General features: G+C 72.4%; 19 protein-coding genes and 1 pseudogene. 11 read left to right on the forward strand and 9 right to left on the reverse strand.

The window, feature by feature from the left end; translation table 11 throughout:
• From ACFVQG_RS37630 to ACFVQG_RS37655, 6 genes are all read left to right on the forward strand, one after another.
• On the forward strand, positions 1–926 hold a 926-nt coding region (locus tag ACFVQG_RS37630), incomplete at its 5' end, for a hypothetical protein (RefSeq protein ID WP_383392914.1).
• Positions 914–1,036 carry a hypothetical protein gene (locus ACFVQG_RS37635; RefSeq protein WP_383393039.1) on the forward strand — a complete coding sequence of 41 codons (123 nt, stop codon included), beginning with the start codon at positions 914–916 and terminating at the stop codon, positions 1,034–1,036. The genes ACFVQG_RS37630 and ACFVQG_RS37635, both read left to right, overlap by 13 nt.
• An 81-nt stretch (positions 1,037–1,117) precedes the next feature.
• Complete coding sequence (locus tag ACFVQG_RS37640; RefSeq protein ID WP_383392917.1) at positions 1,118–2,218, forward strand: aliphatic sulfonate ABC transporter substrate-binding protein; 1,101 nt, start codon at positions 1,118–1,120, stop codon at positions 2,216–2,218.
• An 83-nt stretch (positions 2,219–2,301) separates the two neighbouring features.
• On the forward strand, positions 2,302–3,090 hold the full coding sequence (locus ACFVQG_RS37645; RefSeq protein WP_383392920.1) for an ABC transporter ATP-binding protein: 789 nt from the start codon (positions 2,302–2,304) through the stop codon (positions 3,088–3,090).
• Complete coding sequence (locus tag ACFVQG_RS37650) at positions 3,077–3,967, forward strand: ABC transporter permease (protein WP_383392922.1); 891 nt, start codon at positions 3,077–3,079, stop codon at positions 3,965–3,967. The genes ACFVQG_RS37645 and ACFVQG_RS37650 overlap by 14 nt, the downstream gene beginning before the upstream one ends.
• An 8-nt stretch (positions 3,968–3,975) precedes the next feature.
• Positions 3,976–4,731: a sirohydrochlorin chelatase gene (locus tag ACFVQG_RS37655; protein ID WP_383392923.1), complete on the forward strand. Its 756-nt coding sequence runs from the start codon at positions 3,976–3,978 to the stop codon at positions 4,729–4,731.
• 34 nt (positions 4,732–4,765) lie between these two features.
• On the opposite strand, the gene ACFVQG_RS37660 is transcribed toward ACFVQG_RS37655, so the two are convergent.
• A complete protein-coding gene (locus ACFVQG_RS37660) occupies positions 4,766–5,314 on the reverse strand; it encodes a DUF1697 domain-containing protein (protein ID WP_383392925.1) in 549 nt (182 codons plus the stop codon).
• A gap of 285 nt (positions 5,315–5,599) precedes the next feature.
• On the opposite strand from ACFVQG_RS37660, the gene ACFVQG_RS37665 reads away from it, so the two are divergent.
• Positions 5,600–7,873 carry an MMPL family transporter gene (locus ACFVQG_RS37665; RefSeq protein ID WP_383392927.1) on the forward strand — a complete coding sequence of 758 codons (2,274 nt, stop codon included), beginning with the start codon at positions 5,600–5,602 and terminating at the stop codon, positions 7,871–7,873.
• Between the two features lie 460 nt (positions 7,874–8,333).
• On the opposite strand, the pseudogene mgt reads toward ACFVQG_RS37665, so the two are convergent.
• Positions 8,334–9,648, reverse strand: a pseudogene (gene mgt, locus ACFVQG_RS37670) (macrolide-inactivating glycosyltransferase).
• 58 nt (positions 9,649–9,706) lie between these two features.
• Here mgt and ACFVQG_RS37675 point away from each other — a divergent pair.
• Positions 9,707–10,576, forward strand: a complete 870-nt coding sequence (locus ACFVQG_RS37675) for a phosphotransferase enzyme family protein (protein WP_383392930.1) — start codon at positions 9,707–9,709, stop codon at positions 10,574–10,576.
• Between the two features lie 17 nt (positions 10,577–10,593).
• Here ACFVQG_RS37675 and ACFVQG_RS37680 read toward each other — a convergent pair whose 3' ends face one another.
• From ACFVQG_RS37680 to ACFVQG_RS37695, 4 genes are all read right to left on the reverse strand, one after another.
• The gene (locus tag ACFVQG_RS37680) at positions 10,594–11,316 is read right to left on the reverse strand and encodes a 3'-5' exonuclease (protein WP_383392933.1); all 723 of its coding nucleotides are present in this window, start codon (positions 11,314–11,316) and stop codon (positions 10,594–10,596) included.
• Between the two features lie 112 nt (positions 11,317–11,428).
• Positions 11,429–12,676 (reverse strand): SAV2148 family HEPN domain-containing protein, encoded by a 1,248-nt coding sequence (locus ACFVQG_RS37685; RefSeq protein ID WP_383392935.1) that lies wholly within the window; start codon positions 12,674–12,676, stop codon positions 11,429–11,431.
• 113 nt (positions 12,677–12,789) lie between these two features.
• On the reverse strand, positions 12,790–14,127 hold the full coding sequence (locus ACFVQG_RS37690) for a copper amine oxidase (protein ID WP_383392937.1): 1,338 nt from the start codon (positions 14,125–14,127) through the stop codon (positions 12,790–12,792).
• A gap of 56 nt (positions 14,128–14,183) precedes the next feature.
• Positions 14,184–15,014 carry a Tat pathway signal sequence domain protein gene (locus tag ACFVQG_RS37695; RefSeq protein ID WP_383392940.1) on the reverse strand — a complete coding sequence of 277 codons (831 nt, stop codon included), beginning with the start codon at positions 15,012–15,014 and terminating at the stop codon, positions 14,184–14,186.
• A 181-nt stretch (positions 15,015–15,195) separates the two neighbouring features.
• Here ACFVQG_RS37695 and glgX point away from each other — a divergent pair, with 181 nt between their 5' ends.
• The 3 genes from glgX (at position 15,196) to ACFVQG_RS37710 (ending at position 21,420) form a co-directional block, all read left to right on the forward strand.
• Complete coding sequence (gene glgX / locus ACFVQG_RS37700; RefSeq protein WP_383392942.1) at positions 15,196–17,346, forward strand: glycogen debranching protein GlgX; 2,151 nt, start codon at positions 15,196–15,198, stop codon at positions 17,344–17,346.
• A 92-nt stretch (positions 17,347–17,438) separates the two neighbouring features.
• On the forward strand, positions 17,439–19,790 hold the full coding sequence (gene treY / locus ACFVQG_RS37705; RefSeq protein WP_383392945.1) for a malto-oligosyltrehalose synthase: 2,352 nt from the start codon (positions 17,439–17,441) through the stop codon (positions 19,788–19,790).
• A 379-nt stretch (positions 19,791–20,169) separates the two neighbouring features.
• Positions 20,170–21,420, forward strand: coding sequence for a M14 family zinc carboxypeptidase (locus ACFVQG_RS37710; RefSeq protein WP_383392946.1), 1,251 nt, complete (start codon positions 20,170–20,172; stop codon positions 21,418–21,420).
• A gap of 117 nt (positions 21,421–21,537) precedes the next feature.
• Here the strand turns inward: ACFVQG_RS37710 and ACFVQG_RS37715 are convergent, their stop codons facing one another.
• The 3 genes from ACFVQG_RS37715 to ACFVQG_RS37725 all read right to left on the reverse strand — a co-directional run bounded on the left by ACFVQG_RS37715 (position 21,538) and on the right by ACFVQG_RS37725 (position 23,990).
• Positions 21,538–21,963: an SSI family serine proteinase inhibitor gene (locus ACFVQG_RS37715; protein WP_383392949.1), complete on the reverse strand. Its 426-nt coding sequence runs from the start codon at positions 21,961–21,963 to the stop codon at positions 21,538–21,540.
• Complete coding sequence (locus ACFVQG_RS37720) at positions 21,960–23,309, reverse strand: M14 family zinc carboxypeptidase (protein ID WP_383393033.1); 1,350 nt, start codon at positions 23,307–23,309, stop codon at positions 21,960–21,962. Before ACFVQG_RS37720 ends, ACFVQG_RS37715 begins: the two co-directional genes overlap by 4 nt.
• A gap of 129 nt (positions 23,310–23,438) precedes the next feature.
• A complete protein-coding gene (locus ACFVQG_RS37725; protein WP_383392951.1) occupies positions 23,439–23,990 on the reverse strand; it encodes an FHA domain-containing protein in 552 nt (183 codons plus the stop codon).
• Positions 23,991–24,124: the final 134 nt, after the last annotated feature.

A 24,124-nucleotide genomic window follows, 5' to 3' on the forward strand; every position in this document is an offset into this window, starting at 1 on the left:
CCGCCATCGCCGCCCTGCTGCGCGTCCCGCACGTCGTGCTCGCCGTCAACAAGATGGACCTGGTCGGCTACGAGGAGTCCGTGTTCGCCGCCATCGCCGAGGAGTTCACGGCGTACGCGCTCGAGCTGGGCGTGCCCGAGGTCACCGCGATCCCGATCTCCGCGCTGGCCGGGGACAACGTCGTGGAGCCGTCGGCGGTCATGGACTGGTACGCCGGTCCGACCGTCCTGGAGCACCTGGAGACCGTCCCGGTCAGCCATGACCTGGCGCACTGCCACGCGCGGCTGCCCGTGCAGTACGTGATCCGGCCGCAGACCGCCGAGCACCCCGACTACCGGGGATACGCCGGTCAGATCGCCGCGGGCACGTTCCGCGTGGGCGACTCGGTGACCGTGCTGCCGTACGGCCGGACGTCGAAGGTCACCGGGATCGATCTGCTGGGCGAGCCGGTCGAGGCCGCCTGGACGCCGCAGTCGGTGACCCTCCTGCTGGAGGACGACATCGACATCTCCCGCGGTGACCTGATCGTGCCGACCAAGGACGCGCCCGCGACCACGCAGGACCTCGAGGCCACGGTCTGCCATGTCGCCGACCAGCCGCTGACGGTCGGGCACCGGGTGCTGATCAAGCACGGCACCCGTACGGTCAAGGCGATCGTCAAGGACATCCCGTCCCGGCTCACCCTCGACGACCTGTCCCTGCACCCGCACCCCGGGCAGCTCGTCGCCAACGACATCGGCCGGGTGAAGATCCGCACCGCCGAGCCGCTGCCGGTCGACTCCTACGCAGACTCGCGGCGCACGGGCTCGTTCATCCTGATCGACCCCGGCGACGGCACGACCCTCACCGCCGGGATGGTCGGCGAGTCCTTCGCCTCTCCGGAGCCCGTCAAGGACGAGGCCGAGGACGACGGGTGGGACTTCTGAGCATGCGCCGTCCCACCGATTACTACGCGTCGTTCGCCAAAGAGGGCGGCCGGGTCGGCAGCGGCGCCCTCGGCAGCGGCGAGGGCGGGGTCGCGCGATGTGCCGACTGACCCGCTCCCCGTCCAACTGCCGTCCCCCCGGCCGCGCCTGAGCAGGGCGCCCGAGCCGGGCCACCGAGAGGAACACCTCCCGTGCCTGCCTCCCCCGCCCTCCGCCGCACCCTCGCGGTGCTGGTCACCCTGCCGCTGCTGGCGCTGGCCGCCTGTGGCTACGGCTCCCAGGCCGTGGAGAACACCGAGCGGGCGGTCGCCGGGGCGGCCAAGGTCGACGGCCTCGACTCGGTGCGGATCGGCTACTTCGGGAACCTCACCCACGCGACCGCGCTCGTCGGCCGTCAGCAGGGGCTGTTCCAGCAGGAGCTGGGCGGGACGAAGGCGGAGTACGCCACGTTCAACGCCGGTCCCTCGGAGATCGAGGCGCTGAACTCGGGCTCCATCGACATCGGGTGGATCGGCCCGTCCCCGGCGATCAACGGCTATGCCCGGGCGGGCGGCGACAACCTGCGGATCGTCTCCGGTTCGGCGTCGGGCGGGGTGAAGCTCGTGGTCGACCCGGAGAAGATCAGGTCGACGAGGGACGTCAAGGGCAAGCGGATCGCCACGCCGCAGCTCGGCAACACCCAGGACGTGGCCTTCCTCCAGTGGATCGCCGAGCAGGGCTGGAAGGTCGACGCGCAGAGCGGCAAGGGCGATGTGTCCGTGGTCCGCTCCGACAACAAGGTCACCCCCGACCTCTACCGCTCCGGTTCCGTCGACGGCGCCTGGGTGCCCGAGCCGACCGCGTCCAAGCTGGTCGCCGAGGGCGCGAAGGTGCTGCTCGACGAGGCCGACCTGTGGCCGGACAAGAAGTTCGTGATCACGAACGTCATCGTGTCGCAGGGCTTCCTCAGGGAGCACCCCGAGGCGGTGGAGGCCGTACTGCGGGCCTCCGTCAGGACCAACCGGTGGATCGCGGAGAACCCCGGGCGGGCGAAGGCCGCGGCCAACGCCCAGCTCGCGGCGGACACCGGCAGGGAACTGCCCGCCGAGGTGATCGACCCGGCGTGGGAGTCCATCGGCTTCCTCGACGACCCGCTGGCCGCGACCCTCGACAGCCAGGCCGACCACGCGGTCCGGGCCGGGCTGCTGGAGCGCCCCGACCTGAACGGCATCTACGACCTCCGGCCGCTGAACAGGGTGCTGGCCGCCGAGGGCGAGCCGACCGTCGACGACGCCGGGCTCGGCGTCAAGTGACCAACCAGGCAACCCGCCAAACGACCCGCCAAACGACCCGTCAAGTGACCACCAGTCCCGTGAGATCCCAGGAGGTGACGACCATGGCAACCGCCCTCGCCAAGGCCGCGGACACGGACACGTCCGTGGAGCACGCCGCGCGCATCGACCACGTGTCGAAGTCCTTCGCCGGACCGGCCGGACGGCAGCTCGTCCTCGACGACATCACCCTCGATGTCGCCCCCGGCGAGTTCGTCACCCTCCTCGGCGCCTCCGGCTGCGGCAAGTCCACCCTGCTCAACCTCGTCGCGGGCCTGGACGCACCGACCGCCGGAGCCATCACCACCGACGGCCGCCCCGCCCTGATGTTCCAGGAACACGCCCTCTTCCCCTGGCTCACCGCGGGCAAGAACATCGAACTCGCCCTCAAACTGCGCGGCACACCCAAGAGCGAGCGCCGCGACCGCGCCGAGGAACTCCTCGAACTCGTCCGCCTCAAGGGCGCTCACGGCAAACGCGTGCACGAACTCTCCGGCGGCATGCGCCAGCGCGTCGCCATGGCCCGCGCCCTCGCCCAGGACAGCAACCTCCTCCTCATGGACGAACCGTTCGCCGCCCTCGACGCCATCACCCGCGACGTCCTGCACGACGAACTCACCCGCATCTGGCGCGAGACAGGCGTCTCGGTACTCTTCGTCACCCACAACGTCCGCGAGGCCGTCCGCCTCGCCGAACGCGTCGTCCTGCTCTCCTCACGCCCCGGCCGCATCGCCAAGGAATGGACGGTCGGCATCCCCCAGCCACGCCGCATCGAGGACGCCGACGTCGCCGAACTGTCCGTCGAGATCACCGAAGAACTGCGTGGGGAGATCCGCCGCCATGGCCAGCACTGACACCAACGCCAAGGACGGCAACGACCTCGCCGGACTCGAAGCGGGCCTGGACGCCCTGGAGTCCGTCCAGACCGGACGCACTCCCCTGCGCGACACCCTCACCCAGAAGGTGCTGCCGCCCGTCGTCGCCGTCCTGCTGGTGCTGGCGGTCTGGCAGCTGCTGGTGTCGTCCGGGGTGGCCGACGACCCGAGCAAGCTGCCCGCGCCGTCCGACGTCTGGGACGAGCTGCGCCAGGCCTGGCTCCAGGGCACCCTGCACGAGTACGTGTGGACGTCCGTCTCGCGCGGGCTGCTCGGCTTCCTGATGGCGCTGGCGATCGGCACGCCGCTGGGCCTGGTGGTGGCGCGCGTGAAGTTCGTCCGGGCGGCGATCGGGCCGGTCCTGTCCGGCCTCCAGTCGCTGCCGTCGGTGGCCTGGGTGCCCCCGGCGGTGATCTGGCTGGGCCTGAACAACCAGATGATGTACGCCGTCATCCTGCTCGGCGCGGTCCCGTCCATCGCCAACGGACTGGTGTCGGGCGTCGACCAGGTGCCGCCGCTGTTCCTGCGCGCGGGCCGCACGCTGGGTGCCACCGGGCTGAAGGGCACCTGGCACATCGTGATGCCCGCCGCGCTGCCCGGCTATGTGTCGGGTCTGAAGCAGGGCTGGGCGTTCGCCTGGCGGTCGCTGATGGCCGCGGAGATCATCGCGTCCTCGCCGGACCTGGGCGTCGGACTGGGGCAGTTGTTGGAGAACGGCCGCAACAACAGCTCCATGTCCATGGTCTTCCTCGCCATCCTGCTCATCCTGATCGTCGGTATCGCCATCGACCTGCTGATCTTCAGCCCGCTGGAGCGGTGGGTGCTGCGCAGCCGCGGTCTCCTGGTGAGGAGCTGAGACATCCCATGAGCACACCGGTTCTCCTCGTCATCGCCCACGGCAGCCGCGATCCCCGGCACGCCGCGACCGTGCACGCGCTGGTCCGGCGGGTCCGTGCGCTGCGGCCCGGACTGCGGGTGGAGACCGGTTTCCTGGACTTCAACATCCCGTCCGCGCGGGGTGTCCTCGAGTCCCTGGCGGCCGAGGGCGTGCGGGACGTCGTAGCGCTGCCGCTGCTGCTCACGCGGGCGTTCCACGCCAAGGCCGACATTCCAGCGGTACTCCAGGGTGCGCCCCAACAATTGAGAATCAGTCAGGCGGACGTGCTCGGACCGGCACCGCTGCTGCTGCGCGCGCTGGAGCGGCGGCTGTACGAGGCCGGGCTGACGCCCGCCGACAAGTCCTCGACCGGGGTCGTACTGGCCTCGGCGGGGTCCACCGACCCGGAGGCGATCGCAGTGATCGCAGCAATCGCGCGGGAGTGGCGGCACACCGGTTGGTGCGCCGTGCGACCTGCGTTCGCCTCCGCTGGTTCTCCCGCCGGGTTCGCCCGCACCGAGGACGCGGTGCGGGAGCTGCGCGCCCTGGGCTGTGAGCGCGTCGCCGTCGCCCCGTACGTCCTGGCGCCCGGCTTCCTGCCGGACCGGATCGCGCGGGGGGCGGCCCAGGCGGACGTGCTCGCCGAGGTGCTGGGGGCGGCGCCGGAGGTGGCGCGGGTGGTGCTGGAGCGGTACGACGACGGGGCGAGCGTCCATCACGCACGGCTGGCGGCGACGGCCTAGGAAGGCGTCCTTCTGCGCGGGCCTGTCCTGTACCTCAGGGCGCGGTCAGGTCCACCAGTTTGCGTACGGTGTTCCAGTTGCGGCTGGTGGCGATGACGCCCTTGGTGAGGCGGGGCCTGGCCAGCTGGTCGGCGAGCTTGGAGCGGCCGAGGCCGTCGGGGACGTAGAGGTAGAGGGCGCGGTCGCCGAGGCGGAACTCCTCGGGGAGGTAGGCGGCCCGGTCGATCCCGGCGAAGCGGTCGGGGCCGACGGGTGCGGAGAAGTAGGTGACGTGGAGCTGTCGGGGCTCCAGGTCGGCGGCCGGGAAGGGGCAGTCGTCGGCGATCGCCTTGAGGTAGGCGTGGTCGCGGACGAGGACATCGACGTGGAAGCCGAGGTGCTTCTCGATCGCCCGGGTGAGTTCGGCGGCGAGCGTGTCCTCGTCGCCGTGGTCGGCGGTGAAGACGGCCTGACCGCTCTGGAGGTAGGTGCGTACGGCGTCGTAGCCGTCGAGGCGCTCCATCAGAGTGCGCAGCTCGGCCATGGGGACCTTCTTGCCGCCGACGTTGATCCCGCGCAGCAGCACCGCATAGCTCTGGGTCACCCCCACACCATAGGCGGGTGCCGTGCCCCGTGGGGGCGGGCGCGGCATCCGCCCTGGTGCGGGGGCCCTCGGGAACACTACCCCCGAGGCCACTCCCCGAGACCTTGGATAGATGTAAGGGCCCACTGTCCTCCCCAGAGGGGAGGGAGAGGGGGCCGTCGGGAGGAGAGCGGGCCCACCCACTCTCACCAGGCAGTACGACGATATGGCTTTATCCGGCCCATACCTTCAGTAGCGAAAGGTGGCGGCAGGGGGCTGTCACCGTGCGACGAGGGGCAGCCCGTCATGGGGAACGGACAAACACGAGTGCGGGGATTCGCCGCGCGGGCCGGTGGCTGGAGCGCCCGGCATCGGTGGGCGGCGGTCGGCATCTGGGTGCTGTTCGTCGTCCTGGCGATGGGGCTGGGGTCGGCGGCGGGCCGGGTGGACGTCAAGGACAGCGACCAGCTGAAGGGCGAGACCCACACCGCCGCCAAGATCATCGAGGATGCCGGGATCGAGGAACCGGCGAGCGAGACCGTGTTGATCCAGGCCGAGGACGGCGGGCTCAAGGCGACCGACGCGGAGTTCCGGGCCGCGGTCGACGCGGTGATGAAGGCGGTCGACGCCACGGATGCGGTCGACGGCATACAGTCGCCGTACGACACGCAGACGATCTCCGAGGACGGCCGCAGCGCACTCGTGCAGTTCGACATGCGGGGTGATTCGGACACGGCGGGCGAGCGGGTGGAGCCCGTGCTGACGGCCGTGGAGGAGGTCCAGAAGGACCACGCGTCGCTGCGGATCGAGGAGATCGGCGGCGCCAGCATGATGAAGACGTTCGACGACGCCTTCGGCGACGACTTCAAGAAGGCCGAGTACTCCGCCGTACCCGTCGCCCTCGGCATCCTGCTGATCGCCTTCGGCGCCCTGGTGGCCGCGCTGCTGCCGGTGCTCCTCGCCGTGACGGCGATCATGGCGACGATGGGTCTGATGGGCGTCGTCAGCCATGTCATGCCGATGAGCGACACCGCCAACTCCGTGATGCTGCTGGTCGGTCTGGCCGTCGGCGTCGACTACTGCCTGTTCTACCTGCGCCGTGAGCGCGAGGAGCGCGAGGCGGGCCGGGACGCGCAGACGGCCCTGCGGATCGCCGCCGCCACCAGCGGCCGGGCGGTCGTCGTCTCCGGCGTCACGGTCTGCGTGGCGATGGCGGGCATGCTGTTCACCGGGCTCGCCGAGTTCGAGGCGATGGGCCTGGCCTCGCTGATGGTGGTCGCGGTCGCCATGGTCGGCTCGGTCACGGTGCTGCCCGCGCTGCTGTCGCTGCTGGGCGAGCGGGTGGAGAAGGGCCGCATCCCGTTCCTGCGGCGCCGCGGCGGCAAGGGCGGCAAGGGCGCGGGCCGGGAGAGCCGGTTCTGGAGCGCCGTACTGAAGGGCGTGCTCGCCCGGCCGGTGCTCGCCGTCGTCGTCGCCGCCGGTGCGCTGCTGGCCATCGCCGCGCCCGCGGTCGGCATGAAGACCCAGAACCTCACCCTGGACCAGGAGTTCGGCGACTCGCTGCCCATCGTCCAGACCTACAACCGAGTCAACGACGCCTTCCCCGGCGGCTCCGACCCGGCCGAGGTGGTCGTCAAGGCCGATGACATCAACGCGCCCGAGGTGCGGTCGGCGCTCGCCGACTTCCGTGCGAAGGCGATCAGTTCGGGCGCCTCGCGCGGCCCGGTCGACATCAAGCTGCACGACGACCAGAACGTCGCCTTCGTCTACGTCCCCCTGGTCGGCGGCTCCGACCTGGACAAGGCGGGCGAGAGCCTGGACAAGCTGCGCGACGACGTACGGCCCGACACCCTCGGCCGGGTCGACGGCGTCGAGGCGCCGATCACCGGGCAGGTCGCCGGTTCGAAGGACTTCAACGACCAGTTGGTCGGCTCGGTCGTCCCGGTCTTCGTCTTCGTGGTGGTCTTCGCCTTCCTGCTGATGCTGCTGTCCTTCCGCTCCCTCACCGTCGCCATCACCTCGATCGCGCTGAACCTGCTCTCGGTGGGCGCCGCCTACGGCATCCTCGTCGCCGTCTTCCAGCACGGCTGGGGCGCGTCGCTGGTGGGCGCGGAGGGCGTCGGCGCCATCGTCAGCTGGCTGCCGCTGTTCCTCTTCGTGATCCTGTTCGGCCTGTCCATGGACTACCACGTGTTCGTGGTCTCCCGGATCCGCGAGGCGCGACTGCGGGGCCGTACGACGCAGGACGCCATCGCCCACGGCGTCATCACCACGGCGGGCGTCGTCACCAGCGCCGCCGTCATCATGGTCGCCGTCTTCGCGATCTTCGGAACCCTGTCGATGCAGTCCATGAAGCAGATGGGCGTCGGACTCGCCGCGGCCGTCCTGATCGACGCGACGATCATCCGCGGCGTGCTGCTCCCGGCGGTCATGGCCCTGCTCGGCGAGCGGAACTGGTACCTGCCGCGGTGGATGCACCGCCTGCCGGACCTGACGCACGACGAGTCCGCCGACGTGGTGGCCGGGGAGCGGCCGTCGGGGCTCGCGGAGGAGGAGGAAGGCGAACGGGTCGGAGTCTGACCCACCGCCACGCCACGCCAGTCGCCCGCGCCTCGCACGAGGCGCGGGCGACTGCGCGTTCCTGAGGCGCGGGGCGACTGCGCGCCCCTGAGGGGCGGGACGACGGCGCGCCCTTGAGGCGCGGGACAACTGCACGTCCCAGGGGCCGGGACAACGGCGTCTCCCTGAGACGCGGGACGACCGCACGTCCCAGGGGCCGGGACAACGGCGTCTCCCTGAGACGCGGGACGACCGCACGTCCCAGGGGCCGGGACAACGGCGTCTCCCTGAGACGCGGGACGACCGCACGTCCCAGGGGCGCGGGGAACTGCGCGACCAGCCCCCGACAACCCGCGGACGACGACCGACGGACGACGACCCGCGGACGGCCACCCGCGGACGGCGACCGGCGGACGGCCACCCGCGGACGGCCACCCGCAGACGACGACCGACGGACGACGACCCGCGGACGACCACCCACTCAGCCCCGCACCCCACCCCCCGCAAGCTCCAGCTCCGCCTCGATCAGGTCGGCGGCCCGCGGGGTACCGCCCTCCCCGGCCATCTCCTCCTGAATGTCCTTCAGCCGACGAGCCACCTCGGAATCGTCGACCAGGGCAAGCGCGGTCGCACGCAGGGAGTCCGCCCTCGCCTCCTCCATCGGAAGGTGCCGGGCGACACCCAACCCCTGGAGCATGTCCGCGTTCCCGAACTGGTCCACGGCCTGCGGCACGGCGATCATCGGCGTGGCGGTGGCCAGCCCCTCCTGACTACCCCCCGCCCCGGCGTGCGTGACGAACAGGTCGGCCTGCCGGAGCACGGCGAGCTGCGGCACCCACGAGCGCACCTCCACGCTCGCGGGCACGTCGCCCAACTCGCCGGAAGAGACATGCCGTCCCACCTGAAGCACCGTGTGCCACCCCGGCAACGCGCCGAAGGCCCGCACGCACTCCCGGTAGAACGCGGGCTGCTTGGTGAACGCCGACCCGAGCGAGACCAGCACGACCTTCTCGGCGTGGGCGGGCCGCACCCAGTCACCCTGGGCGGCGCGGTCGCCCTGGCAGGCTCCGACGAAGGTGTGGACGCTCTCGTCCACCCGGTCGGCGTTCGGCTGGAGCGCCTTCGGGATCAGCACCAGGGAACGGGCGGGGCGGCCGACGAAGGGATCGGGGTGCAGGCTGATCCCGTTCTCCTCGAGCCAGCCCTGGAAACGGGCGTAGTAGGCCCGGCCGCGCTCGGTCTTCCTCGGCTCCTCCCACATCGGCTCGGCGACCTCCTGCTCGTAGCCGTCCCAGGCGACCAGGTTCGGCGAGAGGGAGATCGCGGGCACGCCCCAGCGGTGGGCGAGGACCCGGGCCGGATAGGACGTGATGTCGTGCAGCACCAGGTCCGGCTCGTCCCCCTGGTACGCCTCGATGAGCTGCGGCAGCGCCTGGACGGCGTCGTCGAGGAACGGCTCCACGTTGTCCAGCAGCGTGGAGCCCCAGGCCTCCGGGTCGGCGTCGGGGCCGGGCAGCGTGGAGTGCCAGGTCTTCACCTCGGCGCCGGTCTCCGCCACCTTCTCGGCGAACGCGGGCGGAATCGCGTAGGTCACCCGGTGCCCGCGCGCGACCAGCTCGCGGATCACCTCAAGGCTCGGGTTCACATGGCCGTGGGCGGCGATGGAGAACATGGCGATGTGGGCGGGGCGGGTGAGGGGTGCGGGGTGTGCGGGTGTCGTCATGCCGACGACGGTACGCGAGACGAGACGTCTCGTGCAACCTAAATCGGCAGTGGGCCCCTCCCCCTGCCCCCACCTGCACAAATGCGAGACTGACCGGCGAACGCGTGAAGACGGACCCGGAGGAGCGGACGATGGACGAGACACGCGCGCGCCAGGTACTGGCCGCGGCGGGGGTCCTGCCGGACGAACGAGCGGCGCGGCTGCTCTCCCTCGGCGAGAACGCCGTGTTCGCCGCCGACGCCCTGGTCGTCAAGGTCGGCCGCGACGCCGAACTCCTCGGCCGGGCGCGCCGCGAGCTGGCCATCGCGCACTGGCTCGCCGGGGCGGGCGTCCCCGCGGTGCGGGCGGCGACGGACGAGGCGCTGCTCGTCGACGGGCACCCGGTGACGGTGTGGCACCGCATGCCGGACGCCGTACGCCCCGCGGAGCCAGGGGACTTGGCGGAACTGCTCCGTCTGGTGCACGCACTGCCGCTGCCGCCGGGCCCCTCCCTGCAACTGCCACCCCGTGACCTCCTGGGCGGCGTCGAACGCTGGCTCCGCCTGGCCGGTGAAGCGATCGACCCGGCGGACGCCGCATACCTGCGCGAGCGCCGCGACGGCTTCGCGACGGCCGCCGCCGCGCTCACCCCCCACCTCCCCCCGGGCCCGATCCACGGCGACGCGCTCCCCCGCAACGTCCACATCGGCCCGGGCGGCCCCGTCCTGGTCGACCTGGAGACCTTCTCCGCCGACCTGCGCGAGCACGACCTGGTGGTCATGGCCCTCTCCCACGACCGCTACGGCCTCCCGTCCGAGGCCTACGCCTCCTTCACCGACACCTACGGCTGGGACGTACGCGAGTGGGACGGCTGCGCGGTCCTGCGCGGCGCCCGCGAGACCGCCAGCTGCGCCTGGGTCGCCCAGCACGCACCGGGCAACCCCAAGGCGCTGGCGGAGTTCCGGCGCAGGGTGGCGTCACTGCGGGACGGGGACGAGACGGTGCGGTGGTATCCGTTCTGACGGCGGCGACCCTCGCCTCAGGCCCGGTCCCCCGCCAACTCCCGCACCGGCCACGTGCCGTCGACCACCGCGCTCGCGTCCCCCTTGCGCCGCAGGAAGCTCTGGAAGTCCGCCGCCCATTCCGCGTACCACTCGATCTGGCGGCGGTGGAGTTCCGCCGGGCCGAGGGAGGCGATCTTGGGGTGGCGGTCGGCTATGGCGCAGGCGAGGCGGGCCGCGGCGAGGGCGTCGGCGGACGCGTCGTGGGCGGTGTCGAGGGTGATGCCGTACTCGGCGCAGACGGCTTCGAGGTTACGCTTGCCCCGGCGGTAGCGGTCGACCTGGCGGTCGATGGTGTACGGGTCGATGACCGGGGCGGGGTCGAGGCCGCCCAGGCGGTCACGCAGGGACGGCAGCGCGTGGCGGCGCAGTTCCGCGGAGAGCAGGGTCAGGTCGAAGGCCGCGTTGTACGCGACGACCGGGACGCCCGTCTTCCAGTAGCCGGTCAGGACGTCGGCGAGGGCGTCGGCGACCTGGTCTGCGGGGCGGCCCTCGGTGGCCGCGCGCTCGTTGCTGATGCCGTGCACGGCGACCGCGTCCGCCGGGATCTCCACTCCCGGGTCCGCGAGCCATTCACGGCGTCCCACGGGCTGTCCGCCCCTGACCTCGATCACGGCTCCCGTGACGATGCGCGCCTCATGCGGATCCGTGCCCGTCGTCTCCAGGTCGAAGCCGATCAGCAGCTCCCGGTGCCAGCCCATGGTGGCCCCCCTTCTTGGTGGTGCTCTCCCCCAGTGATCTCCACCTTCGCATGCGCCACTGACAATCGGAGGACCGGCTTCCGGTCAGCTCCCGAGAGGGCGCGACGGCATTTCATGACACAGGGCGCGAATCCGCCCACGCCACTTCGAACTCCTCCCGGTACGTGGCGAAGAGTCCGACCTCACCCGGGTCGTCCCGCTCGCCCGGCCTGACCACCTTGTTGCCGCTCCGCAGCACCAGCACCGGCGCCTCCATCCCCCGCGACCGGCGCAGATAGGACTGCACGACCGCGATGCCGTCGGAGCCGTCGCCGTCGACCAGGTAGGCGGTGGAGCGCGGCGTCTCGTCGTAGACCTGGATCTCGAAGGCGCCGGGGTCGCGGAGGCGGGCCCGCACCCGGCGCATGTGGAGGATGTTCATCTCCACGGCGCGGCTCAGTTCGCCCCGTTTGATACCGAGTTCGCGTTCCCGGCGCTTGACCGCGCTGGAGGCCGGGTTCAGGAACAGCAGGCGTACCCGGCAGCCCATCTCCGCGAGCCGGACCAGGCGGCGCCCGGAGAAGTTCTGCACCAGCAGGTTGAGGCCGATGCCGAAGGCGTCGATGCGGCGGGCGCCGCCGAAGATGTCCTCGGCGGGGAACTGGCGCAGCAGCCGCACCCGGTCCGCGTGCACGGCGACGACGTCGGCGTACCGGTCGCCCACCAGGTCCTCCACGGCGTCGACCGGCAGACGGCGCGCGGACGGCACGTCGCTGCCCGCGCCCAGGATGTCGAGGAGTCGGGCCGACGCGCGCTCCGCCTGGGCCAGCACGGCCTCGGACAGGGCGCGGTTGCGGGAGACGACGTTGCGGCTGACCTCCAGCTCGTCCAGGGCGAGTTCGACGTCACGGCGGTCGTCGACGTACGGCTCGAAGCAGGGCCAGTGCTGCACCATCAGCTCGCGCAGCTGCGGCAGGGTGAGGAAGCTGAGGACGTTGTCGTCGGCCGGGTCGAGCAGATAGCCCTTGCGGCGGCTGACCTCGCGTACCGCGACCGCGCGCTGCACCCACTCCTGTCCGGCCGGTCCGGCCGCGGCGACCACCCAGTCGTCGCCGTGCACCGGCTCGTAGATCGGGCGCAGTACGGCGGCCACGACCGCGCGGAGCCGCTGTTCGACGAGGTTCAGCCAGATGTAGGCCCGGCCCGCGCGCTGGGCGCGGGTGCGGACTTCGTGCCAGGCCTCGGCGTCCCAGTCCAGCTCCGGGCCGATGGAGTGCGTCTCCATCGGCCTGGCCAGCGACACCGTGCCGGGCGGGGCGTCTTTGGAGTTCCCCTGGTGACCCTCGTCACCAGGGGGCAGCTCCAGGCCTCCCGAGCCCACCCGCGCACCGCCTTCCGCTCACCCGGGCACTCCCCGTCTCAACGATCAAGGAAGGGTACTCCGGGAGCGGTCGGCGGTGCAGCCGGATGGGCAGGGTCGTTGCCCAACCTCCGTTATTCGATGTGGCCGTTCTGGTCGGCCAGCTCCGCGGGAGTGAGCGGATTCATGGCGGTGACGTCCCGCGGGGCCAGCGAGAAGCCCTGCCAGTGGACCGGCATGGGCTGCTGGTCCTCGTCGCGCGCGATGTGGTGGTAGCCGATGTTCACCCAGACGACGGGACGCTTGAGCTGCTGTTCACCGACCCACTTGTCCACGGATCTGCCGTGTCCGGTCCCGCAGTCGGGCAGGTTGTCGCTGGCGAACTGCTCGCACTTGTTGTACTCGGTGAAGTACACGTCGTGCCGGGTGTAGCCGCGGCCGGGGTACTTGGACGAGGCGCCGGGCACGATCTCGTACGAACGGGCGTGGCCGTCCTTGTTCTTGCCGTTCGCGCTGACCACCCGCCACCAGCGCATGTTCTTGGCGTCACCGGCGAGTTCCTTGGTGACCTTGGTGCGGGTGGTGGTGTTCCGCGGGCCCCCGTCGCCGTTCGCGGGCGGGCTGACCTTGGAGTCGTACTGCTCGACGCGGCCCTTGGTGGAGCCGTCGAGGGCGAAGTTGAGCCGCCAGAAGACGTTGTGGCTGTGGCTGGTGGCGTAGTCCTTGGCGCCCTTGCCGAGCGGCCAGCCGCGGCCGTCCCCGGCGTCGTAGTCGAACGGCGAGAGGGAGCCGGTGGCGCCGACGTTCATGGTGATGGTGCCGTCGTCCTGGAAGCGCCACTCGGAGATGTACTCGTACCAACCGACCTGGTTGACGGTGTAGACGAGCAGGTCCTTGCCCTGCTTCTGGAAGACCTTGCTCGCGGTGTCGCCCTGCATGCGGTAGGCGTGCCCACGCGCGCGGGTGGTGGTGCACAGGCCCTTGACGTTCGCGCGGCTGGGGTCCCAGGCGTCGGGGACCTTCACCGTCTTGAGGGTGCCGCCGGGGCATTCGCCGGGCTTGAGGTCCATCAGGCCCTGGGCGAAGCCCGCCTGGGTGAGGTCCTGGTACTCGTTCCTGCCGTCGTCGTAGGGCACGTGGATCTGGCTGAGCTTGGCGCTGGAGAGGACCTTGATGGGCTGCGCCTCGCCGGGCGGCTGGTAGGAGATGTGCTCCAGGACCAGTCCGGCCTGCTTGTGGTACCGCCAGCACATGCGCCAGGTGGTCCCGGTGCTGAGCTTCTGTTCGATGCGGTAGGCGGCGCTGCACTCGGCCGCCGCCGTGGGCGCCGCGGCGGGGCCGTCGACGGGGCGTGCGGTGGCCGGTCCGGCGCCGGTCGCGGCACCGGTGGTCAACGCGGCCACGGCGAGGGCGAGGGCCGCCGTCCGCGCGCGGGTGCGGCTGGTGGTGTCGTTCCTGTCGTTCTCAGGCATGACGAAATGACTCCTGTAAGGAGTGAGTTGGAAAAGTGGACCGAACGGGGGCCAAGTCAGTCGCGGCCCAGCCTGCCGACCTTGCGGGTGCTCAGGTCGATGACGAAGTCACGGGCGTCGACCCAAGGGCCGTTCTTCACCTTCGGGAACAGCCGCACACAGCGGTGTTCGCCGCAGTCGTCGAGCACGGCGGGCTGGCCGCCCGGCACGGCCTGGTAGACCATGCTGTTGAGCAGGAGCTGGTCCGGCGAGGTGAGTTCCTTGCCGGTCGCGTCCTTGTAGTCCGCCCTGAGGCCCGCGCCCAGCGGGTCGGCGATCAGCAGCCGGGCGGCCTCGGCGGCCTCCGCGCGGGTCACCGGGGGCTGTACGCCCCGCTGGGTGGCGGTCCGTTCGACCTCGCCCGTGTCGAGGTTGACGGTCCGGGTGACGAGCGTGTCGTCGGCGTAGTCGTAGAACGTGACGTCGGCGCGCCGGGGCGCGGTCGGCGCGTCCAGGTCGCCCGGTTCCGGTTCGGCGAGTTCGACGCCGAGGCGCTCCGGGCCCCGGTCCCCGTCGACGTCCTCGGCCGCGGAGCGTAGCTGACGGTTCAGGGCGATCTGTTCGACCCGCTCGGTCTCGTCGTCGGTCAGCGGGTCGCGGCCGGTACCCCGCTCGCCCTGCTCCGGTGCCTTCTCGACGACGGCTGGAGGGACCTCCGCCGCCTGTCCCCGGGCTCCCTGGCCCTCCTGCCCCGGAACCGTCTGCCCGGCCTCCCGGCCGTCTCCTGTGGCGTCGTCGGCGCCCGCCGTGCCCGGCAGGGTGACTCCGATCATCACGGCGGTCCCGGCCACCGCGATGGCCGCGCCGGCGACTATCTTCCCGAGATGGCGGTGCACTGCTGTGCGCACATCTTCCCCCTACTCCCCCTTGGTCTGTCGGGAGTACGTGTGTTCCCCACGGTTTCGGCATACGACGTATGCCTGGTCGGCACGTAAGAGGGGCGCGCGGCAGGGGTGGTTCCCTCACTTTCGGGGAGACTCGGGGTCAAGGCACCCCCAGCGGCGCGGCACACCTGAAAGAGTCGTATCCATGCAGGTCTGGCCTGGAGAGGCATATCCACTCGGCGCCACGTACGACGGCGCCGGTACCAATTTCGCGGTCTTCACGGAGAGCGCGGACCGAGTAGAGCTGTGTCTGCTGCACGACGACGGCTCGGAGACGGCGGTGGAGCTGCGGGAGAGCGACGCGTTCGTGCGGCACGCGTATCTGCCCGGCGTCATGCCGGGACAGCGCTACGGCTACCGCGTGCACGGCCCGTACGCCCCCGAGCGCGGGCTGCGCTGCAACTCCGCGAAGCTGCTGCTCGATCCGTACGCGCGGGCGATCAGCGGGGAGATCCAGTGGGGCGAGGAGGTCTACGGCTACCACTTCGGGGCCCCCGACCGGCGCAACGACCTGGACTCGGCGCCGCACACGATGACGTCGGTCGTGGTCAACCCGTACTTCGACTGGGGCGACGACCGGCGGCCCCGCACCGAGTACCACGAGACGGTAATCTACGAGGCCCATGTGAAGGGCCTGACCATGCGCCACCCCGGGCTGCCGCAGGAGCTGCGCGGCACCTACGCGGCGCTCGCGCACCCGGCGGTCATCGAGCATCTCACCGGGCTCGGGGTGACCACCCTGGAGCTGATGCCCGTACACCAGTTCGTGAACGACCACCGGCTGGTCGACATGGGCCTGAGCAACTACTGGGGCTACAACACCATCGGCTTCTTCGCCCCGCACAACGCCTACGCCTCCTGGGGCGACCGCGGGCAGCAGGTGCTGGAGTTCAAGTCGGCGGTGCGGGCGCTGCACGAGGCCGGGATCGAGGTCATCCTGGACGTCGTCTACAACCACACGGCCGAGGGCAACCACCTGGGCCCGACGCTGTCCTTCCGGGGTCTGGACAACCCGCAGTACTACCGCCTGGCGGACGACCCCCGGTACTACATGGACACCACCGGCACCGGGAACTCGCTGCTCATGCGGTCCCCGCACGTCCTCCAGCTGATCATGGACTCGCTGCGCTACTGGGTCACCGAGATGCACGTCGACGGGTTCCGCTTCGACCTCGCGGCCACCCTGGCCCGGCAGTTCCACGAGGTGGACCGGCTGTCGTCGTTCTTCGACCTGGTGCAGCAGGACCCGGTGGTCTCCCAGGTGAAGCTGATCGCCGAGCCGTGGGACGTGGGCGAGGGCGGCTACCAGGTGGGCAACTTCCCGCCCCTGTGGACCGAGTGGAACGGCAAGTACCGCGACACCGTACGGGACCTGTGGCGGGGCGAGCCGCGCGCGCTCGCCGAGTTCGCGTCCCGGCTGACCGGCTCCTCCGACCTGTACCAGGACGACGGGCGCCGCCCGCTCGCCTCCATCAACTTCGTGACCTGCCACGACGGCTTCACCCTGCACGACCTGGTGTCGTACAACCACAAGCACAACCAGGCCAACGGCGAGGACAACCGCGACGGCGAGAGCCACAACCGGTCCTGGAACTGCGGGGTGGAGGGCGACACCGACGACCCGGACGTGCTCGCGCTGCGCGCCCGGCAGATGCGCAACTTCCTCGCGACGCTGATGCTGTCCCAGGGCGTGCCGATGATCAGCCACGGGGATGAGTTCGCGCGCACCCAGCGCGGCAACAACAACGCCTACTGCCAGGACAGCGAGCTGGCGTGGGTGCGGTGGCCGTCCCCCTCCGGCGACGGTGACGAGGAGGAGGTGCCGGACGGCATCGACGTGCCGGGGCTGCGGGACTTCGTGCGCGCGATGGTGTGGCTGCGCAAGGACCACCCGGTCCTCCGGCGCCGCCGCTTCTTCCACGGGCGGCCCGTGGAGGGCACCCATGACGACCTGTCCGACATCGCCTGGTTCACCCCCGAGGGCCGGGAGATGACCCAGCGGGACTGGGAGTCGGGGCGGGCGTCCGCGCTGACGGTGTTCCTGAACGGCAACGCGATCTCCGAGCCCGGCGCGCGCGGGGAGCGCATCACCGACGACTCGTTCCTCATGATGTTCAACGCCGCGCCCCGGCCGCTGGACTTCGTGGTGCCGGTCAACCACGGCCGTCAGTGGCAGGTCGTCGTCGACACCGCCCGCACGGAGGGGGTGCCGCCGGGCACGGGCCCGAAGGTGGCGGCCGGGGAGCGGCTGACGCTGGTCGACCGGAGCCTGACGGTGCTCCAGCGGCCCGCCTAGGGGAGGCCGAGCGGCGCGCTCGGGGGCCCTGTCATCGGCCACGTGGAGGGAGTGATGACACGAAAGGCGGCGGGGCGGGTACGTAGCTCTGCATGACACCTGAGCGACGTGACCCCGTGGTGCCCACGGCCACCTACCGGCTTCAGCTCCAGCCGGACTTCCCGTTCGCGGCCGCCGCGGCGGCCGTGCCCTACCTCGCCTCGCTCGGCGTGTCGCACCTGCACCTCTCGCCGGTCCTGGAGGCGGTGCCGGGCTCGGCGCACGGCTACGACGTCGTCGACCACGCGCGCGTGCGGGGCGAGCTGGGCGGGGAGGACGGACTGCGCGCGCTCGCGGCGACCGCGCGGGAGCACGGGCTCGGCATCGTGGTGGACATCGTGCCCAACCACATGGCGATGGTCCCGCGCCACAACCGCGCGCTGTGGGAGGTGCTGCGGGAGGGCCCGAAGTCGCCCTACGCGCGGTGGTTCGACATCGACTGGGAGGCGCAGGACGGCCAGGTGCTGCTGCCGGTGCTCGGCGGGCCCCTCGGCGCCGAGATCGGGGCCCTGGAGGTCGACGGGGACGTCCTGCGCTACTACGACCACGCCTTCCCGCTGCGCGAGGGCACCGAGGACCTGCCGCTGCCGCGGTTGCTGGACGCGCAGTGGTACCGGCCGGTGTGGTGGCGGCTCGCCCGTACGGAGCTGAACTACCGGCGGTTCTTCAGCATCTCCGAGCTGATCGGGGTACGGGTGGAGGACCCGGAGGTCTTCGACGCCACCCACGGCAAGATCCTCCAGCTGCTGCGCGACGGAGTGTTCGACGGGCTGCGGGTCGACCACCCCGACGGGCTCGCCGACCCGGACGCGTATCTGCTCAGGCTGCACGAGGCGACCGGGGGCCGCTGGACGGTCGTGGAGAAGATCCTCTCGGACGGGGAGCGGCTGCCCGCCGCCTGGCCGGTCGCGGGCACCACCGGCTACGACGCCCTGCGGCACGTCGACGGGCTGTTCACGGACCCCGCGGGCGCCGGGGAACTCCTCGGCCAGTACCGGCGCTTCGCGGCCCCGCAGACGGACCGGGGCGGGCACTGGGAGGCGACGGTGCGGCGGGCGGCGTACCGGGTCCTCGAGCACGAGCTGGCCGCCGAGGTGGACCGGCTGACGCGGGTGGCGAGCAGGCTCTGTGTCACCTCGCCCGACCCCGCGCTGCGCGACCGGGCGCCGTGGACGCTGCACGCCGCGCTGCGCGAGCTGCTGGTCCGCCTGGAGGTGTACCGGCCGTACACCTCGGTGGACGCGGCGTCCGTCGTCACCGAGGAGGCGGCGGCCGAGGCCCGGCTGGCCTTCGTGGTGCCCGAGGAGGCCGGGGCGGTGGACGTGGTGCGCGGGCTGCTGACCGGGCGCTACGGGGACGGTCCGGGGCAGACGGAGTTCCGTACCCGCTTCGCGCAGACGGCGTCGGCCCTGCGGGCGAAGTCCGTGGAGGACACGGCGTTCTACCGGTACGTGCCGCTGCTGTCCGCGACGGAGGTGGGCGGGAACCCGGGGCGGCCCGCGCTCTCCCCGGAGGAGTTCCACGCCTACTGCGCGCGCGTGCAGCGCGACTGGCCGGTCAGCGGAACGGTGGTGTCCACGCACGACACCAAGCGCAGCGCCGACGTCCGGGCCGCCCTGGCCGTGCTGACGGAGTGTCCCGAGCGGTGGGCGGACGTGCTCGCCGAGGTCACCCGCACCGGTGCGGGCGTGCCCGACGCACAGCTCGCGTGGGCGGCCTGGCAGACGGTGTTCGGGCTGGGCCCGGCGGACGCGGACCGGGTCCGGGGGGCGATGCTGAAGCACGTGCGCGAGGCGGGGCTGTTCACCAGCTGGACCGAGCAGGAGCCGCCGTACGAGGAGGCGGTGGCCGCGTTCGTCGCGGCGGGGCCGTGCGGTCCCCCGGGCGCCCCTGTGGCCGCCCTGCGGGACGCTCTGGAGCCGCACGTCCGGGCGAACGTGCTGGGCACCGCCCTGGTCCAGCTGACGATGCCCGGGGTGCCGGACCTGTACCAGGGCACGGAGGGCGAGTACCGGGCCCTGGTGGACCCGGACAACCGGCGCCCGGTCTCCTTCCCGCCGGGCGACACCGGCGCCAAGGGCGCGGTGACGGTGGCCGCGCTGCGGCTGCGCGGGCGGCGCCCCGAGGTGTTCGGCGACGCGGCGACGTACACCGCGCTGACGGCCGAGGGCCCCGCCGCGGGCCACTGCGTGGCCTTCGTGCGCTCCGGTGAGGTCCTGACGGCCGTGACCCGCCTGTCCCTGCGGCTGGCGGAGGCGGGCGGGTGGCAGGACACCTCGCTGCCCCTCCCGCCAGGCCGCTGGACGGACGTCCTCACACCGGGCCGGGAGTTCAGCGGGCACGCGCGCGTGGCGGAGCTTTTCGAGGGGCTGCCGGTGGCGTTGCTGGAGCGGAGCGAGGACTGAGACGGACGGCTAGCGCCTGTCTGACCATTCCCGTCGTCGCCCGGAGGACGGCTCAGCGGCGTCAGGTGCGTGCTCTGGGGGTCCCCCCTGCTCGAACAGCTTGGGGGAATGCCGGGCCCTGACCCACGTACTGGATGTACGTGGGTCAGGGCCCGGTCCGTCGAGAGGGCGTGCATGGCGCCGCGGAGCGGGCGGGGATGGTCAGACAGGCCCTAGGGGGCGCGACGGCGCTCGTGCCGCCGTAGCGCGCGTCCCGCGCCCCGGTGTCCGGGCGCTCCATGCGCCTCCGGGCGCCCGGGGAAGGCTCCCCGGCGTGTTCTTGACAGTGCGCGGCGGGCGTGGGGTACTGCGGGTGCGAAGCCGGTTGGGCCAGACGGGGGTGAGTCTTCTGCCGGAGCCGCGCTATCCCACCGTCCCCCAACTCGTCGCGTCCGCGCGGTGGTTGGCCGCCGAGCAGCCCGGCCTGTGCGCCTTCCGACAGGTCGGTGCGTCCCGCGCGGGACGACCCCTGCACCTGCTGTCGGTCGGCCGCTCCCGGCGCGCCGTGCTGGTGGTCGCGGGCGCCCACGCGAACGAGCCGACGGGCGGGCCCACCCTGCTGTCCCTGGCCGAACGGGTCGTGCACGAGCGGGGGCTGCGGTCCGGGACGTCCTGGCACTTCCTGCTGTGCGCCGACCCCGACGGGGCGAGTCTGCACCGCACCCCGGCGCCGCGCAGCCTGCTCGACTACCACCTCGGCTTCTACCGCCCCGTGAGCGCCGAGCAGCCCGAGTGGTCCCCGGCCGTGCTCCCGCCGGACCGGCTGCCGCCCGAGACCCGGACCCTGACCGGCGTCATCGACGAACTGCGCCCGTACCTCCAGGTGACCCTGCACGGCACCGACCTGGGCGGCAGCTGGGTGCAGCTGACCAAGGACGTCCCCGGTCTCGCGGAGCCGTTCGCGAGGTCGGCGGCCCGGCTGCGCATCCCGGTGGAGACCGGCGCCTCCGACGCGGCGGGCTGGCCGGTGTCCGGTCCCGGCGTGCACGTGATGCCGGGGCCGGAGTCGGGCGTGCCGTATCCGAGCCTGCCGGACGACGCGCGGCACAGCACCTGGTTCCATGTGCACCGCTACGGCGGTCTGACCGCGGTCGTCGAGGTGCCGATGTGGGCGAGCGACCTGGTGAACGACCCCGCCCCGCATCCGGCCCCGGCCGCGGCGCTGCGGCAGCTGGCGCGCAGGCTGCGGCGGGACGCGCGGGAGGTGGAGCGGGTGCTCGCGGAGGTCGGCACGCGCCTTGACCTCCTCGACGGGCCGCTGCCGCGGGCCGCCCGGTGGGTGCTGGACCTGGTGCCGGGGCTGGCCGCGGACTGGACGCACACCCCGCCCGCCGGGCACACGGTCGCCTACGTCGGCAGCGTGGACGCCTTCGCCCGCCGACTGCCGCTGCGCGCGGCGGCGATGCTGCTGCGGACCCTGCGCCGGACCGAGGACCGCGCGGCACCGCGCCTCGAACGCCTGGTGGCCACCTGGAGCGATGCCTTCGCGGAGCGCTTCCAGGCCCGCTGGGTGCCCCTGGAGCACCAGGTCGAGCACCAGTCCCACACGGTCGTCGCGGCGGCACTGCGGGCCCTGGAACGGGCGGAGTAGCCGCCCGGTCGTCTGACGCGCTGCGGACCCGGGAACGGCCGAAGCAGCCACACGGTCGTCTCCACGACGCCGCGCACCCGGGAACGGGCGGCGGAGTAGCCGCCCGGCCGCCCGCCCTCAGCTCTCGTCCAGCGCGAACACCGCCCCCGTCCGCGCGCCCAGCTCGCACGGGTTCGAGAACGTCTGCCGGTACGTCACCGGCTGCCCGCGCCACTGCCCGCGCGCCTGCGCGGTCACCGGGGCGTAGACCGTCGCGCAGTACCCGTCCCGCAGCGGGATCCGCCCGATGTCCCCCGCCGCCACGGCGAGCTGGTCGCAGGCCTCGGCCGCGCGCGCGTGGCCCTGGGGCGGGTCGCACAGCAGCAGCGTCCCGCGCGTGTCGCCGGACTGGGCGCTGCCCTTGGTGACGGTCAGGTAGAGCCAGTCGCCCGCGAGCCCGCCCCGCGGGGCCGTGGCGTGCGCGGGGACGGCGGAGAGGGTGAGGAGGACGGCCGCCGCCAGCAGGGGGCCGCGCACCGCGTTCGCTGTCGTGGTGTACGTCATTCCCAGTGCATCGGCACGGCGGGCTCCGCACCCCACCCCGGCTCACCCGAACGGGAGCCCTCGCGCGCGTCCCGTACGGCCAGTTCGAACGCGGCGAGCACCACCCGGGTCTGGTACTCCACCTGACGGGGGATCGGGATCCAGCGGGCGCCGCAGCCGTCGCGGTAGTCGGCGCACCACTCGTCGACGAGCCGGTCCAGCTCGGGCAGCAGGGCCGCCGCGTCCCGCCCGGCGCCGCTGGCGAGCTGGTGCAGCAGTCCCGCCGTGCGCAGCACGAGCCGTCGTCCGGCGATGTGCAGGGCGGTCACATGGGCGGTGCTGAGCGGCGGCAGCGGGCGGCCCCGCTCGGTGGTGTCGGGGTCCCAGGCGTCGGCGAGGCCGGGGCAGACGAGCAGGTAGTCGTCGACCGGGGCGAGCAGCCGGGCGGCGTCCGGGGCGGTGGCGACGTAGGGGAGAAGACGGTTGAGGATTCGTTTCAGCAACTGTGTGTCATGGCGCAGGTTCCGGCTGACCGTCCGCAGTGCCGCGTCCGGATCGGCGGGTGGCGCGGCGTCCTCCACGGCCCGCACGCCCCACATGGGCGCCTCGACGACGGCCGTGAGGGTGCCGTAGCGGTGCGGGTGGTACCAGGTCGACTCGACGGCGGCCTCGGTGATGGCGGCGGCCAGGTCGCCGGGGCGCGGCGGGGGGATCCGGTAGACGGCGGGGCCCAGGGAGGGCCAGTACAGGGTGTCGTAGGCGCCCAGCTCGCGCGGGATGCCGAGGCGGGCGGCGGTGTGTTCGATCCGCGGGGCCAGGCCCGGCAGGTCACGGGTCAGTTCGACGAAGCCGCCGCCGACGTCGACGCCGTGCAGGGAGCACTGGAAGAAAGGTTTCAGTTCGTCCTGGAGCGCGAGCAGCGCACGCGTCTCCGGCAGCGCGGCGCCCGCCGCGCCGTGCGGCAGCCATTCGGGCTGCTCCAGGAAGGCGGGCCGGAAGAACTTCCGGAAGTAGTCGTCCAGCAGGTACGGGCCCGCCAGCCAGCTCTCGTTGCGGCGCAGGCCGTCGGGGTCGAGGCAGAGCAGCAGGTTCCAGGTGGCGTCGGCGCCCTCGCCGAGGCCGGGGTCGGCGAGCACCCGCTCGGCGAGCCGCAGGGCGGTCGCGCCGCCGACGGGCTCGTTGGCGTGCGGTCCGGCGACGACCAGGGCCTGGCGGGTGCCGTGGCCGAGGCGCAGCAACCACAGGGGCGTGCCCGCGCGGGAGGTGCCGACCCGGCGCAGCCGGGCGTCGCGCGGATGACGGGCGACGAGTGCGGCCGCTCGCTCGCCCAGCTCGTCGACGCTCGGATAGCGGAGGAGTGGCGGCAGGGCACACCTCCACGAAGTGGTGCCGTCGGTTCACCTGGTGTGCGTGGTGTACGCACAGTCAGTCACGACTTGGGGTGTACGTCAACACCGCGACGACGGCCGCGACTTGGGTCGGGCGACGGCCCCGGATCAGTGGGCGGCGAGCCGGAACTGGAGCTGGCCGAAGCCGACCTGGTCGCCCTCGCGGACGACGGCGGCGCCGATGACCCGGCGGCCGTTGACCGTCGTACCGTTGGTGGAGCCGAGGTCGCGCAGCACCCACAGGCCGCCCTGGCGGCTGAGTTCGGCGTGCGCGCGGGAGACCGTCTCATGGGTGAGCCGCAGGCCGTTGACGGGGTCGCGGCCTATCCGCAGGGGGTGACCGGCGCCCGGGTGGGGCAGCAGCAGCTTGGGCAGCCGCTCGGCCTGCCAGGTCCGGCGCAGCCGCTCGGTGAAGCCGGAGACCGCCTCGACGGTGCCGAACACCAGTCGGGAGACCCGGCCCTCGGTGGGCAGGTCGGCGGTGAGCGCCGCCAGTTCGTCGGAGCGGCGGGCGGCCAGCGCCAGTTCCATGCGCCGGATGAAGGTGTCGTGCGACAGACGGCCCATCGCGACGCCGTCACGCAGCACCTTCAGCGCTTTGTCGCGTTCCGCGTCGGACGGCCGCGCGAGGGGCGTGGGGAACTCGAAGGACGACGTCACGCTGGTGATTGTCGGGCAGCGAACCCCCGGTGTCCAGAAAGCCGTGGACCGGCCGCGGGACCGGATGACACCGCGGGCGCCACGCGCGCGTGCCGCATCCCGTGTCCGGCCGCATCTGACGACACCTGCGGCAA

Origin of the sequence: Streptomyces sp. NPDC057877, assembly GCF_042796855.1 — a bacterium.
In the GTDB taxonomy this organism is placed as follows: domain Bacteria; phylum Actinomycetota; class Actinomycetes; order Streptomycetales; family Streptomycetaceae; genus Streptomyces.

Bases quoted from the DNA above. Each gene is read 5' to 3' on its own strand.
- ACFVQG_RS37645 (WP_383392920.1), top strand. From the start codon at position 2,302: ATGGCAACCGCCCTCGCCAAGGCCGCGGACACGGACACGTCCGTGGAG.
- ACFVQG_RS37650 (WP_383392922.1), top strand. From the start codon at position 3,077: ATGGCCAGCACTGACACCAACGCCAAGGACGGCAACGACCTCGCCGGA.
- ACFVQG_RS37655 (WP_383392923.1), top strand. From the start codon at position 3,976: ATGAGCACACCGGTTCTCCTCGTCATCGCCCACGGCAGCCGCGATCCC.
- ACFVQG_RS37665 (WP_383392927.1), top strand. From the start codon at position 5,600: ATGGGGAACGGACAAACACGAGTGCGGGGATTCGCCGCGCGGGCCGGT.
- ACFVQG_RS37675 (WP_383392930.1), top strand. From the start codon at position 9,707: ATGGACGAGACACGCGCGCGCCAGGTACTGGCCGCGGCGGGGGTCCTG.
- ACFVQG_RS37680 (WP_383392933.1), bottom strand. From the start codon at position 11,316: ATGGGCTGGCACCGGGAGCTGCTGATCGGCTTCGACCTGGAGACGACG.
- ACFVQG_RS37690 (WP_383392937.1), bottom strand. From the start codon at position 14,127: ATGCCTGAGAACGACAGGAACGACACCACCAGCCGCACCCGCGCGCGG.
- glgX (WP_383392942.1), top strand. From the start codon at position 15,196: ATGCAGGTCTGGCCTGGAGAGGCATATCCACTCGGCGCCACGTACGAC.
- treY (WP_383392945.1), top strand. From the start codon at position 17,439: ATGACACCTGAGCGACGTGACCCCGTGGTGCCCACGGCCACCTACCGG.
- ACFVQG_RS37715 (WP_383392949.1), bottom strand. From the start codon at position 21,963: ATGACGTACACCACGACAGCGAACGCGGTGCGCGGCCCCCTGCTGGCG.